The following is a 13,020-nucleotide window of genomic DNA, read 5'->3' as shown; positions in this document are numbered from 1 at the left end:
GCTCCCTTTACCCAGTCTACGTTGCGGTAAAGCAGGCCTGCTACCTACTCAAACCGTGCTGGTGGTTGGGCTACGGACTGAAGTCCGTGCCACTGCACTGCCCTTCTGTTCCAACCCTGAGACACCACAGCTTCAACGAATGAAATCCATAATGCTGCTCCTGGCCCCGCTCCTACTGGCCGCTACTTTTTCCCTCGCCCCTACGCCGCCCGCCGCTGAGGCCATCACGGGCAAGTGGCTCACGACGGACAAGCAAGGCACCATCCAGATCTACCAGCAGCAGAACCGCTTTTACGGCAAAATAATCGGTCCTCAGCAAGACCAGCTCGACACCAAAAATCCCGATGAGAAGCTGCGCCGCCGGCGTATCCTCGGGGCCGTCATCCTCCAGAATTTCCGCTTCGACGGCAAAGGCGCCTGGGAAGATGGCACCGTGTACGACCCCAACAACGGCAAAACCTACTCCTGCACCATGAAACTGCGCAACGCCAACACCCTGGAAGTCCGCGGCTACATCGGCGTCTCGCTGCTGGGCCGCACCGAAGTCTGGACCCGCGTGCCGTAAGCTTACTTGATCGAGGACCATTCTGCTTTGGCAGCCTGGAACTGGCCTTTTTTGCCGCTCGATCGGCTGGTGTCAGCTAGTGGGTTTTACGTGCTGTATTCCCACGGCCGACAGCTGATTTTTCATCTCTAGTTTTCTTTTACAATGGATATACTTCTTCAGTGGCAAGTGGAACGCCTGCTGCACAAAAAGTACCTTTTGGCTCCGCTCCGCCTTCAGGCCCGGCTCATCGAAGATTCGGGCCTGGAGCCGCGCGAATTGCTGGAGTTGGCAGTGGACTTGGAGCAGCGTTTTCAGGTAGCTATTTCCGATGCGCAAATCGAAAGCCTGCGCACCGTGCCCGCCCAGGCAGCCTGATTTCGACCCCAACACATTAACTTGTTGCTCTGAGTAGTAGGTCATAAGCAACAGGTTGTTGAACAAAGAGCAAATTCTTGTAGAGCAACATATTAGTGTCCTGCTGCCAACTACTCACTGCCTACTTATCTTGACTAACTATGGAAGCCACTGCCCCTCTCCTGCCTGACGCCGAAGTGCCCGTCTTTACGGCTCCCGAAGCTTGCCGTATCGCGCCACGAGCCCTGCTCCGTTTCGCGCGTTGGGAACTGAGCGAACCACAAGTGCGCGTGGGTGGCATTTTGCTGGTGGCGATGGTCATTCCGCTGTTGCGCGGAGAGAGTATTTGGCAGGAGTTTGCTTTTAGTCTGTTCTGCACCACTTGCTGCTGGGAAGGCAACCGCCTGATATTCTTCGCCCTGCGTCGCCGCTACCCCGATTTTGAATCGACGGCTACGCGGGTGATTAGCCAGGTGCTTTTTAGCTTGGTCTACACGCTGGCAGTGAACGTGTTATTTGCAACTATCAAGAGCGAACTATGGTCGGAACGCACTTTCGGGCAGGTGTATAGCAGTTGCTTGGTTTGCTCCCTCACCGCCACGATGGTCGTGATGGCCATTTATGAAAGCGCGTACTTTTTTGCCGAGTGGAAACGCTACTACCTGCGGGCCGCCTGGCTGGAAAAAGAGCGGGCTGTAAGTCAGTTGGCCGCCCTCAAGCAACAAGTCGATCCGCATTTCCTCTTCAACGGCCTCAACACGCTGGCCGCCCTCGTCGGCGACAATGCGCCGGCCCAGGAATTCATCGACGAAATGGCCAGCGTGTACCGCTACGTACTTTCCCGCAAAGATCAGCCAACGGTGACGGTAGCCGAGGAAATGGCCTTCGTGGAGTCGTACGTGTACCTCAATAAGATTCGCCACGAAGGTGCGGTGCGCGTCAGCTACCACTTGCCGCCCGCCGTATTGCAGCGCCATGTGCCGCCGCTGTCCATTCAGATGCTGGTTGAAAACGCCATCAAACACAACGCCGCCAGCACCCGCCACCCGCTGCATATCGAGCTGCGCGAAGAAGCTGGTTACGTGCGCGTCATCAACAACGTGCAGCCTAAAACCAAGCTCGCCAAAGGAGAAAAACTAGGCCTGCGCAACTTGCAGGAACAGTTTCAGCTGCTCGCCGGCCTCGATGTGCTGGTACAACACGGCGCCGCCCGTTTCGAAGTCAAACTTCCGCTGCTGACTGCCCATGAACTGCGTCATCATTGAGGACGAAGCCCCGGCGGCCCAGCGCCTCACCCAACTACTGGCTCAGCACCCTAATGTGCAGGTGCAAACGCGACTGGCTAGCGTAGAAGAAGCCGTGGAATGGTTCGCTCAAAACCCTGCCCCCGACCTTATTTTCGCTGATATTCAGCTTGCCGATGGCCTGAGCTTCGAGATTTTCGATGCTGTAGCCGTGCGCAGTCCCATCATCTTCACGACCAGCTACGACGAATACGCCCTGCAAGCATTTTCTCTGCACAGCGTCGACTATTTGCTCAAGCCCATCAACGCAACCCACCTGAGCCGGGCCCTGAGCAAGTACGAGTTTTGGCAGCAACAGTCGTCGGCCCGGCAGCAAGCTCTGAGCGACGCGCAGCTTGTGCAGATGCAGCAGTTGCTTGATGCCCTGCCGCTCAACCCGCCGCGCTTCCGGCAGCGCTTTCTCGTGAGCACCGGCGAGCAGCTGCTGCCCGTGCCCGTAGCCGAAGTGGCTTACTTCTTCACCACTCACGAAGTAGTGTACCTCGTACGCCGCGACGGCCGTCGCTTTGTAGTCGACTACAAGCTCGACCAATTGGAAAAGCTCCTCGACCCGGCCGCTTTCTTCCGCGTCAACCGCCAGTACCTGGTGCCCGTGTCGTCGGTGGATAAAATTTACACCTACCTCGGCGGCAAGCTCAAGCTAGAACTGCGCCCCACTGCGCCCGATGAGGTACTAGTGAGTCGTGAGCGAGCCCCGGTGCTGAAGCGCTGGCTGGAATAAGGCTGCTCCGCTCCCGTTGTGGGCTGGTTCGCACTTTATTTGATAAAGTCAGTCACCGAAAGAGAGGAAAATGCTAAAACAGTCTATATTCGTAAGTACTTACACAAGCACTTAATTCACTACTACCAATGAGCTTTTTCGAAGAAATGGGTTCCGTGGTGCTCGGCAGCCGGCTACGCCGCCTCAGCGAGCAAATGACAGCACAAGCAGCAGAGGTATATGCTCTCTACCACGTTGCGTTTGAACCACGCTGGTTTCCCGTGTTTTATACGGTTGCCACTCAGCCGGGGCAGAATGTCGGGGAAATTGCCGAACGTATTGGACACACGCACGCCGCTGTCAGCCAGGTCCTTAAGGAGCTAACCAAACACGAGCTAGTAAGCATCCAACGCGGCGAAACCGACTCGCGCCGCAGCATCGTGACCCTCACTGAAAAAGGCCTTGAGCTATGGCCCGCACTACCACCACAAACCGCCGACGTGCGCCAAGCCACGGAGGAGCTGTTGGCCGAAACCCGACACAATCTGTGGCTGGCCATCGAAGAAATGGAATACGCCCTGTCGCGCGGTAGCTTGGCGAGCCGCGTGAAAGTTATTCGGGACCAGCGTATTGCGGCCGAGGTGCAGATTTTGGATTACACGCCCCAGCACCAGCCCGATTTCAAGCGCCTCAACGTGGAATGGATTGAGTTGCATTTCTACCTGGAAGAAACCGACCTCAAAGCCCTCGACCACCCCGACGAGTACATCATTGCTCGCGGAGGCCACATCCTACTCGCCGCCTACCAGGGACAAATAGTGGGCACGTGCGCCCTCATCAAGATGGAGGCCGACACGTACGAGCTGGCGAAAATGGCCGTGACGGGCAAGACCCAGGGTCTCGGTATTGGAAAGCGTTTGGGAGAAGCCGCTATTGCCAAGGCGAAAGCACTCGGCGCTAAACGGCTGTATCTGGAAAGCAACACCAAGCTGAAAACGGCCCTCAATCTTTACCACAAGCTGGGCTTCCGCAAAACTGTGGCCGGCCCACCCTCTCCCTACGAACGGAGCAACATTCAGATGGAGCTTATGCTTAGCTGAATAGCCCCATAGGTAACTTCGGTTAAGCGGCGCGCACTAGCGTTATAGCTGCTGCTGGCGTAGTTCTGCAAACGCGAGCAGTTCGTGCAGCGTGGTCTGAAATTCGGTCAGCCGCTCGGTGCCTAGCACTCTGCTGAAGGCTTGTTCCAGGTCGGTGAGCGTGGTGGCGAGGTAGCGCAGAAAGGCGTGGCCGCGCGCGGTGAGGAGGACCTGCTGGGCCCGGCTGTCGGCCGCGTCGGTGTGCAGCGATACGTAGCCGGCAGCGGCCACCTCCCGCACCATGCGGCTCATAGTTTGCTTGGTGAGTTGCGCCCGCTGGGCCAGCACGCTTGGGCGGGTTCCGTCCGCATCGAGGTGGCGCAGCAGCTGCACGTGGGCGCTTCGCACGTCCGGGAAACCGTCGGTGGCCCAGCGGTGCTCGCTCAAGGCGCTCAGCAGCCGGGATAAGCGATGAATCTGGCCGGCTAGGTTTTTCTGCTGAATGTGCTCGATAAGCTCGGGATGAGTAGCCATACGCCAAATTTAGTCAGCACTAGTTACTATTTAGTCAGCTATGCTTACTATTGCACTCCTCAACGCCTGTTGCATGCACCTCTCACCCGATGCGCTGCCCGTAGAAGCGCGCTACAGGCTGCTAACCGGAGCTGTCATTCCGCGGCCCATTGCCATGATTTCCACTCTCTCGGTGGAAGGCGTGCCGAATGTGGCGCCTTTTTCCTACTTCAACATCGTGGGCCACGCGTCCATGGCGCTGTCGTTTGCGGTGGCGGGGACCAAGCCGGGCGGCGCGCCCAAGGATACGCTACGCAATGCCCAACTACCGGCGCAGGGCGGGACCGGCGAATTCGTGGTGCATGTTGCCACGGAATCGTACGCCGCGGCCGTGGCCCAGTCGGCCATGCCGTTAGCCGCGGCCGACTCCGAATTTGACCTCACCGGCCTCACTCCCATCCCAAGCCATTCAGTACGACCACCGCGCATCCGGGAAGCGTCCATTGCTTTTGAGTGCCGGACGCTACAGGTGGTGGAGGTGGGCCGCTCCCGCCTGGTTATCGGGGAGGTAGTTTATCTGCATCTCGATGACGCTCTCGTTGACGATAATTTCCGCATCGACTTCACCAAGCTCCACGCCATTGGGCGGATGGCCGGCTCGCGCTACGCCCGCACCACCGACACCTTTCTTATCGAAGACGAAAAATTCTTCCCTGGCACTCGCTAACCTCTCTTATCATGGACCAAGAACTCATCGACCATCTGCTGCTGGCCGCTCGCAAGGAAGCTCAACGCCAAGGCTTGTTCGTCACGCTAACCATAGTAGACACCGGCGGGCACGTGCGGGCCGTGTTGCGCCAGGATGGATGCAGCTACTTCGCCCTCGAAAGCAGCCGGCAGAAAGCCGTAACGGCCTCGCAGCTGCGCATGCCCAGCCACGTGGTAGGCCAACTCGGGCAGCAGTTTCCCGCCCTGCAAGCTTCCTTCAGCAGCAACCGCGACATTTCCGGGCTGCCCGGCGGCTTTCCGATTCTGTGGCAGCAGATGGTGGTAGGCGGCTTGGGTGTAGCAGGCGGCAACTTTGAGCAGGACCAAGCCATTGGCGCCAGCGCAACGGCTAGTTTGCAAGCCTGGCAAGAAAGTCAGCCGCGGTAAAACACCGCTTCGGGTGCTTTACCGCGGCTGTTCCTTGCTTCCTGCTTTCTTCACGGCAGCAAGCAAATGCGCCGCGAGCTTGAGTGGCCTGGGCTTAGCTTAAGAAGCTGCTTAGCATCAGTCTGTGCGCAGGTTCTTGATGGGGTTGGCTGTGGCGGCTTTGATGGCTTGGTAGCTCACCGTTAGGAAAGCCACGGCGGCGGCCAGCGCGGCGGCTACCACGAAGGCCCACAGCGGAATGTCGATGCGGTAGGCGAAGTCTTGCAGCCAGCGGTGCATGGCCAGCCAAGCCGCCGGGAAGGCAATAACGGCCGCCACGACCACCAGCACCAGGAATTCTTTGGACAGTAGCCCCACGATGGTTGCCACGTTGGCGCCCAGCACTTTCCGAATGCCGATTTCCTTTTTGCGGCGCTCAGCAGCGTAAGTAGCCAGCCCGAACAAGCCCAGGCAGCCGACGAAAATGGCAATGCCCGTGAACGTGAAGAGCAGGGTTTGCAGCTTGTCCTCAGCCTTGTACATCTGGTCGAAGTTGTCGTCCAGGAACTTGTATTCGATGGGGCTTTCGGGGCTGAACTTGGTCCATACTTGCTTCACGCCATCCACGGAACTGCCAATGTTGTCGGCCTTGAGCTTCACGGCGACTTTCCAGTAGGCGTCGGGGAATATTTGGAGTACGGCAGGCTCCAGCTTGTCGTACAGGCTCTTGTAGTGAAAGTCCTTCACTACGCCGATGACCTTGCCCACTTTCAAGGAGTCGGGATTTTTGTCGCTCCACACTTGCCAGTGCATCGTTTTTCCTAAGGCTTGCTGCGGCGTGCCGAAGCCCAGTTCCTTCACTGCCGTTTCGTTGATGATGAAAGCCTGGTCTTTGTCGGTGCTCTGATCTTTGGAAAAGTCGCGGCCCGTCACTAGCTGCAAGCCCAGCGTTTTGATGTAGTCATAGTCTACCATGAGCTGCGTGACGCTGTAGTTCTTCTGCTCGCCGTTGGTGGGCACGATGATGCCATCGCCGGCTACCTGGTCGCCGGGGAAGCCGTAGCCGATGCTGGCCGACACCACGCCGGGCACCTGCTGCAGCTCGTTTTTGAAGGCCTCGTACTGCTTATTCATGGTCTCGCCGCGCATGGGGAAGAACATGATTTGGTCGCGGTTGAAGCCGAGCTCCTTGTTGTGTAGATAAGACACCTGCCGGAACACCACAAAGGCGCAGATGATCAGAAACACCGACAAGGCGAACTGCACCACAATCAGCCCGTGGCGCAGCCACTGCACCCGGCCAAACACGCCATCAGTCACCACGGCGCTTTTCAGCACTTTCACCGGCTGGAAGCTAGAGAGCACCAGCGCCGGGTAGAAGCCCGCCAGCAGGCCCACCACCACGGTCAGCACGGCCAGCAGGCCCAGCAGCGCGGGATTGCTGAGCAAGTCAAACGTCATGGTCTTGCCCGTAAACGCGTTCAGCGAGGGTAGCAGCAGGGCCGTAAGCATCGCCGCCAGCACCACGCTCACCAGCGTGAGCAGCACCGTCTCGCTCAGAAACTGTAGCATGAGCTGCTGTTGGCTGGCGCCAATGGTTTTGCGGATGCCCACTTCCTTGGCCCGCTGCATTGACTTGGCCGTGGCCAGGTTCACAAAGTTGAAGCCCGCAATCAGCAGGATAAATACGGCAATGACGCTCAGGGCCTTCACGTAGGTGATATTGCCCTTCACTGACGAATCGAATTTGAAGTTGGCCGAGTACAGGTGAATCTGGCGCAAGGGCTGCAAAAACGTCACTTCCTTAACCTGATCGTCCGGCGGCAAAATCGGGTTCACCTGCTGCTTAATGTAGCTCTGCAGCTTGGCCTGGACTTGGTTGGCGTCGGTGCCGGAGCGTAGTTTCACGTAGGTAAAAAACTGGTGCCAGCCCCATTTTTTCATGCGCTCCTTCGGAATTCCCGCCGCCGACATTGGTAGGATGTAGTTGATTTTGAGGTGGAACTTCGACAAGCCGTTGCGCAGCACGCCCTTTACCAGGAAGGTGGATTTATCCACCTTAATCTCCTTGCCCACCGGATTCTGGTTGCCGAAAAAATTGGTGGCCACTTCTTCGGCCAGCACAATGGACATGGGCGCGTCCAGAGCGTGGTCGGCCGAGCCGTATTTGAAAGGCAACTCGAAAATCCTGAAAAAGGTGGAGTCGGCGATGACGCTGTTGTCGACGTAGATTTTCTTCTCGCCCACTTCCAGCAAATTCACGGCCGACTGCATCAGAATCCGCATCGTTTGCTCGACTTCGGGGAAGTCCTGCTTCAGCGCGGTGGCGTACATGGGCGGCACTGGCGCGGCGGTTTCGCCCTTGATATGGTCCGCGTACAGGCGGTAAATCCGGTCGCCGTTGAGCACGAACTTGTCGAACTGCAGCTCATCGTACACGAAGAGGCCAATGAGCAGGCAGGCCGTTAGGCCGAGGGCCAGGCCGGCAATGTTGATAAGGGAAAAGCCTTTGTGCCGAACGAGGTTCCGGTAGGCAACGAGGAAGTAGTTTTTAAGCATGGTCAGTTCCAGCAGGGTTTGCTTGTGACAGGCGGACGGGGTGAGATGAATAGCGGGCCACCCGCTACTCATCTCGTAAGCAAAGGGTGGGGTTTACCCGGGCGGCTTTCAGCGCTTGGGTACTGATGGTGAGCCACGCCACCGACACGGCTAGCACGCCGGCACCCAGGAAATACCAGTATTCGAGGGCTATGCGATACTCAAAGCCCTCCAGCCACTGCTGCACCACCAGGTAGCTGAGAGGCAAGGCCAGCAGAATGGCCACGCCCACGAGCTTGGTTAAGTCGCTGGACAGCAGGCAGACAATGCTTAGCTCGCTGGCCCCAAGCACCTTCCGAATCCCGATTTCCTTGCGCCTTTTCTCGGCCGTGAAGGCGGTGAGGCCAAACAAGCCCAAGCAGGAAATGAGAATGGCCAGGCCCGCGAAGTAGTTGGCTAGCACGCTCACGCGCTGTTCGGCGGCGTACTGCGCCTGGTAGTCCTCGTCGAGAAAGTGGTAGGTCAGCTTCTGCCCCGGGTTGAACGCGGCGTAGAGCTGCCGGAGCTGGGCTATGGTTTCCTGCTCCCGGCTCGGGGCCAGCCGAACAAGGATGGTAGTGGTCGCCTTGGGCTCCAACCGAAAAATGAGGGGCTTCACTTTCTCGTGCAACGACTGGAAGTGAAAGTTCTTCGCCACGCCTACAACCCGCCATTTGCCGAGCAGCTGGCCCACCGGGTTTTCCAGACCCAGGCTGGCTACAAGGGCCTCGTTCACGATAATCTGAACGCTGTCGGTGCGGAATTGCGGCGAAAAGCTGCGGCCGTCTTTCAACTCAATGCCCAGCGTTTCGAGCAGGTCGAAGCTCACGCCCATGTGGTGGACGGGAATCTTCCGGCCTTGCCACTCCATCGGGATTCCCGCGCCGTCGTACGTGCCTATAAACGAGCCCAACATGCCGGAGGCGTTCACTATGCCCGGCAGCCGCTTTAGCTCGGCTAGAAAAGCCTCAGGCTGTTGGGCCGCTTTGCTCCCCGCTTCGAAGGCGACGACGCCGGTGCGGTCGTAGCCCAGGTCCTTACTTTGCACGAAGGCTAGCTGCCGCTGGATGACGAAGACGCAGACGGTGAACAGCACAGAGAGCATGAACTGGAAAACGACCAAGCCCTTACGCGTCCACAAGTCGGCAACTGAACCGGTGAGCCGGCCCTTGAGCACCTCCACCGGCCGTAGTCCCGAGAGGTAGAAAGCTGGGTAGCTGCCCGCCAGCAGCCCCGTCAGTAGGGTAATGCCGAGCGCCGAAACCACCAAATGCGGCCTGAAGGTCAGGGTGAGTTGCTTGCCAGTAATGCTATTGAACTGCGGCAGCAGCAGTTCAACCAGAGCCAGCGCAATGAGTAGCGCGATGAAACTCATGAGCACCGATTCGGTCAGGTAGTGCGCAACCAGCGAAAAGCGGCCGGCGCCCAGCGTTTTCTTCACTCCGATTTCCTTCAGCCGGCGCGAGGCCTTGGCCGTGGCTAGGTTCATGAAATTGATGCAGGCAATGACCAGAATAAACACCGCAATGGCCGAAAACAGCTTCACATACTCAATCCGACCACCCGACGGCACGCCGTTGCTGTACTCGCCGTGGAGGTACTTGTCGGCGTAGGGCTGCACGAGTAGGGTCCGTTCCTTGTTCGTGGTCAGCTTGCGCTGAAGCAGACCCGAAATCTTGGTTTGAAATTGCGCTTCGTCGGCGCCCTCGTGCAGCACCACGAAGGTGTTGAAAGGCCCATCCTGGGCCCAGTCAATCGACTCGCCCATTTTCATGATGCCCTTGAAGGCATCGAAGTTGAGCACGCAGTCAAACTGGTCGGTAGAATTAGCCGGAATGGGGCCGAACACACCCGTTACGATGACGGTTTGCTTGAGGTCAGCCAGTTGCCATTCTAGCGTTTTGCCCACGGCATTGGCCGCCGTGCCGAACAGCGCCACGGCCATTTGCTGCGAGAGCACAGCGGCGGTTTTGTTGGCCAGCACCCGGCTGACGTCACCCTGTTGCAGGTTGTAGGAGAAGATGTGGAAGAAGTCTTTGCCGGCAAATTTTGCTTCGGCCCGCACGGTTTTTCCCTTTGCCACCAGCGTGAGCCCGGGAAAGAAATTAGGTGGGGTGGCCACGGCCGCGTACTGGATTTCGGGCATTTCCTCGGCCAGCGCCTCGGCCAGTAGCGGCGCCGTGCCAGAGGTGTTGACGCCCTCCGCAGTGCGCTGGTTCTCCAGCACCTGAAACAGCCGCCTGGTATTCGCGTGGTAGCGGTCGAAGCTCCATTCATCGTGCACCCACAAGTAAATAGTGAGCGCCCCCGCCAAGCCCACCGACAAGCCAACGAGGTTGATGAGAAAGGTCGTTTTGAACCGCCTGAAATTTCGGTAAATCAGAAGTAGGGAGTGCTGAAACATACCAGTAGCAGAATAAGAATGAGCAGCTGATTGAGCTAAGAATGGCCAGGAGCAAAGCCTAGTGAGCCCTTACACACGAACGTTTTCGAGCACCACTTCCCCGTCGAGCAGCCGGATGACGCGGTGGGCGTAGCGGGCGTCGTGCTCGGAGTGGGTTACCATCACGATGGTGGTGCCGGCTTCGTTCAGCTCCGTGAGCAGCTCCATCACCTCGTTGCCATTGCTGGAGTCGAGGTTGCCGGTGGGTTCGTCGGCCAGGATCAGACTTGGGCTGTTCACTACGGCGCGGGCTATGGCCACGCGCTGCTGCTGCCCGCCCGAAAGCTGCTGCGGAAAGTGGTTGCGGCGGTGCATGATCTGCATCTTCTCCAGCACCCGATCCACTTTCTGTTTGCGCTCCGCGGCGCCCACGCCCAGGTAAATCAGCGGCAATTCCACGTTCTCGGCCACCGTCAGCTCATCAATCAGGTTGAAGCTCTGGAACACGAAACCAATGTGCTTTTTGCGCAGCTCTGCCCGCCGCCGCTCCGTGGATTGCGCCACTTCGGTGCCCGCAAACTGGAAGCTGCCGCCGTCCGGCTCGTCGAGCAGACCAATGATGTTGAGTAGCGTGGACTTGCCGCAGCCCGACGGCCCCATAATGGCCACAAACTCGCCATCGTTTACATCGAAGGAAACTTTGTTCAGGGCTTTGGTCTGCACATCTTCCGTACGGTAGATTTTTTCGAGATTGGCGAGCTTGAGCATGGCAGTAAGATTATTGCAGGTTGGAAGAGGAAAGTTGATTGCGGACCAAGCCTAAAGCGGGTCCGGGAAGAGGAAAAGGCCGTGATGCTCTATCTGGCATCCGCTTGCCGACTTGCAGGAGGGCCGAAGCTCCACACCCCTGCCGGCCGCTCGATACTGTGTCATTCACTCACCAGGCATCTGCTCACGCACGGCGGAGATGTTTGGCAAACGGACCCCAGATAGAGTGCACGGTTTACATCAAAGAGTTCTTCGCTAGGGAGGCTACTGCTGCTTCTCTTGCAGCACCAGCTCGCCCATGTTTTCGTAGCCTTCGTAGCTGGAGGTCACTACTTTGTCGCCGGGCTTGAGGCCAGCTAGCACTTCGTAGTACTCGGGGTTCTGGCGGCCCAGGCGGATATCGATTTTGTAGGCCTTGCTGCCGTTTTCGCTGACTTTGAAAATCCAGTTGCCGCCGGTTTTCTGGTTGAAGCCGCCGCGCGGTACTCGTACGGCTTGGGTTTGGTCGCTCAGGGCGAGGCGCACTTGCACGGTCTGGCCGCGGCGAATGTCGGGCGGGGTACCTTGCGTGAATTCGAGGTCCACTTGCAGGCCGCTCGTTACTTGCGTGAAGATTTTCTTTACGCTCAGCTCGTAGCCCTTGCCGTTGAGGGTCATTTCGCCCTTCAGCCCCGGAAAAATGCGCGAAATGTAAAACTGGTCGATGTTGGCGCGCACCTTCACTCCGCTTAGCATGTCGAGCTGACCGATGCGCTGACCGCGCGTTTTCAATTCCCCAATTTCGGCGTTGAGCGAGGTAATGCGGCCCGCCGTGGGCGCCTTGATGGTGAGGTCGTCCATCTTCTTGCGCATCAGGGCCAGGTTGCTTTGCATGCGCCCCACCGACTGCTGCATCTGGTTGACTTGCTGCTGCATAGCCATAGAATCTTGCCGCAGGGTTTGCCGCGTGAGCTGGTGCCGTCGCTGCTGGTACTGGTAGTTGTTCTGGCTTTGCACGTAGTCCTGCCGCGAAATCACCTTCTCGCCATAGAGCGTCTTATTGAGGTCGTAGAGGCGCTTGGTTTCCCGGAGCTGGTGGTCGATTTCGGCGAGTTGGTTGAGCTGTTGGATGCGGTTCTGCTGGAGTTGGTTGCGGGTGGTTTGCAGGTTGTTCATGAGGTCGAACACGGCCGTCTCGCGGTTCACCATTTCCAGCTGCAAGTCGGTGTTGGTGAGCTGAATGATGGGTTGGCCCGGCGTTAGCGTGGCCCCGTCTTCCACCAGAATGCTTTGCACGGTGCCGCCTTCCGGGGCGTCGAGGTAGATGGTCTTAATCGGCATCACCACGCCATCCACGGGAATAAATTCCTGGAATGGTCCCTTGGTCACTTCGCTGATAGTGATGCGCTCCGGGTCGACGTTGAGCTTGGACGGGCCGGCCGTGGACAGAAAGCTGGCCGTCAGCAGCCCCACCACCAGCACCACGCCGGCTAGCAGCAGTATTCTGCTCAACGTCCAGGTTTTCTTTTGAATCGGAGTATCCATGATTGATGTGTCGTCGAAGGCAACTGCCGGGAAGGCAATAAGAACGATGCCAAAACAATAATCTACTATAGTTCAGACACTTACACTAAACGTGTACAGAATCGCTCGATAAACCGTCCGCTTTTGATACAATAGTT

13 protein-coding genes are annotated in these 13,020 nt (G+C 58.0%); 8 read left to right on the top strand and 5 right to left on the bottom strand.

The genetic code is table 11. The annotated features are described in order from the left end of the window. The first annotated feature begins 139 nt into the window (after positions 1-139). The 6 genes from ACYSMN_RS17535 to ACYSMN_RS17510 all read left to right on the top strand — a co-directional run bounded on the left by ACYSMN_RS17535 (position 140) and on the right by ACYSMN_RS17510 (position 4,005). Positions 140-565: a DUF2147 domain-containing protein gene (locus tag ACYSMN_RS17535; RefSeq protein ID WP_488925214.1), complete on the top strand. Its 426-nt coding sequence runs from the start codon at positions 140-142 to the stop codon at positions 563-565. Positions 566-571: 6 nt separating this feature from the next. Then, positions 572-697, top strand: coding sequence for a DUF5360 family protein (locus ACYSMN_RS17530; protein WP_488925213.1), 126 nt, complete (start codon positions 572-574; stop codon positions 695-697). A gap of 12 nt (positions 698-709) precedes the next feature. Beyond that, positions 710-922 carry a phosphopantetheine-binding protein gene (locus ACYSMN_RS17525; RefSeq protein WP_488925212.1) on the top strand — a complete coding sequence of 71 codons (213 nt, stop codon included), beginning with the start codon at positions 710-712 and terminating at the stop codon, positions 920-922. Between the two features lie 140 nt (positions 923-1,062). Further along, positions 1,063-2,166 carry a sensor histidine kinase gene (locus tag ACYSMN_RS17520; protein ID WP_488925211.1) on the top strand — a complete coding sequence of 368 codons (1,104 nt, stop codon included), beginning with the start codon at positions 1,063-1,065 and terminating at the stop codon, positions 2,164-2,166. Further along, positions 2,147-2,926 (top strand): LytR/AlgR family response regulator transcription factor, encoded by a 780-nt coding sequence (locus ACYSMN_RS17515; protein WP_488925210.1) that lies wholly within the window; start codon positions 2,147-2,149, stop codon positions 2,924-2,926. The genes ACYSMN_RS17520 and ACYSMN_RS17515 overlap by 20 nt, the downstream gene beginning before the upstream one ends. 128 nt (positions 2,927-3,054) lie before the next feature. Continuing rightward, entirely contained in the window at positions 3,055-4,005 is a 951-nt protein-coding gene (locus ACYSMN_RS17510) for a bifunctional helix-turn-helix transcriptional regulator/GNAT family N-acetyltransferase (protein WP_488925209.1), read from the top strand. Positions 4,006-4,047: 42 nt separating this feature from the next. On the opposite strand, the gene ACYSMN_RS17505 is transcribed toward ACYSMN_RS17510, so the two are convergent. After that, on the bottom strand, positions 4,048-4,518 hold the full coding sequence (locus tag ACYSMN_RS17505) for a MarR family winged helix-turn-helix transcriptional regulator (protein WP_488925208.1): 471 nt from the start codon (positions 4,516-4,518) through the stop codon (positions 4,048-4,050). A gap of 40 nt (positions 4,519-4,558) precedes the next feature. On the opposite strand from ACYSMN_RS17505, the gene ACYSMN_RS17500 reads away from it, so the two are divergent. Both ACYSMN_RS17500 and ACYSMN_RS17495 read left to right on the top strand, forming a co-directional pair. Next, a complete protein-coding gene (locus ACYSMN_RS17500; RefSeq protein ID WP_488925207.1) occupies positions 4,559-5,224 on the top strand; it encodes a flavin reductase family protein in 666 nt (221 codons plus the stop codon). A gap of 11 nt (positions 5,225-5,235) precedes the next feature. Next, positions 5,236-5,652, top strand: coding sequence for a GlcG/HbpS family heme-binding protein (locus ACYSMN_RS17495; protein WP_488925206.1), 417 nt, complete (start codon positions 5,236-5,238; stop codon positions 5,650-5,652). 117 nt (positions 5,653-5,769) lie between these two features. Here ACYSMN_RS17495 and ACYSMN_RS17490 read toward each other — a convergent pair whose 3' ends face one another. The 4 genes from ACYSMN_RS17490 to ACYSMN_RS17475 form a co-directional block, all read right to left on the bottom strand. Continuing rightward, positions 5,770-8,190: an ABC transporter permease gene (locus ACYSMN_RS17490; RefSeq protein ID WP_488925205.1), complete on the bottom strand. Its 2,421-nt coding sequence runs from the start codon at positions 8,188-8,190 to the stop codon at positions 5,770-5,772. A 64-nt stretch (positions 8,191-8,254) separates the two neighbouring features. Next, a complete protein-coding gene (locus ACYSMN_RS17485; protein WP_488925204.1) occupies positions 8,255-10,612 on the bottom strand; it encodes an ABC transporter permease in 2,358 nt (785 codons plus the stop codon). Positions 10,613-10,681: 69 nt separating this feature from the next. After that, on the bottom strand, positions 10,682-11,359 hold the full coding sequence (locus tag ACYSMN_RS17480) for an ABC transporter ATP-binding protein (protein ID WP_488925203.1): 678 nt from the start codon (positions 11,357-11,359) through the stop codon (positions 10,682-10,684). Positions 11,360-11,623: 264 nt separating this feature from the next. Beyond that, positions 11,624-12,883 (bottom strand): efflux RND transporter periplasmic adaptor subunit, encoded by a 1,260-nt coding sequence (locus ACYSMN_RS17475; protein ID WP_488925202.1) that lies wholly within the window; start codon positions 12,881-12,883, stop codon positions 11,624-11,626. Positions 12,884-13,020 lie beyond the last annotated feature (137 nt).

This window comes from Hymenobacter sp. M1-2, from assembly GCF_057808495.1.
The sequence above is the reverse complement of the archived record's forward strand: the minus strand, read 5'-3'. Positions and strand labels throughout refer to the sequence as shown.

Bases quoted from the DNA above. Each gene is read 5' to 3' on its own strand.
- ACYSMN_RS17535 (WP_488925214.1), top strand. From the start codon at position 140: ATGAAATCCATAATGCTGCTCCTGGCCCCGCTCCTACTGGCCGCTACT.
- ACYSMN_RS17525 (WP_488925212.1), top strand. From the start codon at position 710: ATGGATATACTTCTTCAGTGGCAAGTGGAACGCCTGCTGCACAAAAAG.
- ACYSMN_RS17520 (WP_488925211.1), top strand. From the start codon at position 1,063: ATGGAAGCCACTGCCCCTCTCCTGCCTGACGCCGAAGTGCCCGTCTTT.
- ACYSMN_RS17515 (WP_488925210.1), top strand. From the start codon at position 2,147: ATGAACTGCGTCATCATTGAGGACGAAGCCCCGGCGGCCCAGCGCCTC.
- ACYSMN_RS17510 (WP_488925209.1), top strand. From the start codon at position 3,055: ATGAGCTTTTTCGAAGAAATGGGTTCCGTGGTGCTCGGCAGCCGGCTA.
- ACYSMN_RS17505 (WP_488925208.1), bottom strand. From the start codon at position 4,518: ATGGCTACTCATCCCGAGCTTATCGAGCACATTCAGCAGAAAAACCTA.
- ACYSMN_RS17500 (WP_488925207.1), top strand. From the start codon at position 4,559: ATGCTTACTATTGCACTCCTCAACGCCTGTTGCATGCACCTCTCACCC.
- ACYSMN_RS17495 (WP_488925206.1), top strand. From the start codon at position 5,236: ATGGACCAAGAACTCATCGACCATCTGCTGCTGGCCGCTCGCAAGGAA.
- ACYSMN_RS17490 (WP_488925205.1), bottom strand. From the start codon at position 8,190: ATGCTTAAAAACTACTTCCTCGTTGCCTACCGGAACCTCGTTCGGCAC.
- ACYSMN_RS17485 (WP_488925204.1), bottom strand. From the start codon at position 10,612: ATGTTTCAGCACTCCCTACTTCTGATTTACCGAAATTTCAGGCGGTTC.
- ACYSMN_RS17480 (WP_488925203.1), bottom strand. From the start codon at position 11,359: ATGCTCAAGCTCGCCAATCTCGAAAAAATCTACCGTACGGAAGATGTG.
- ACYSMN_RS17475 (WP_488925202.1), bottom strand. From the start codon at position 12,883: ATGGATACTCCGATTCAAAAGAAAACCTGGACGTTGAGCAGAATACTG.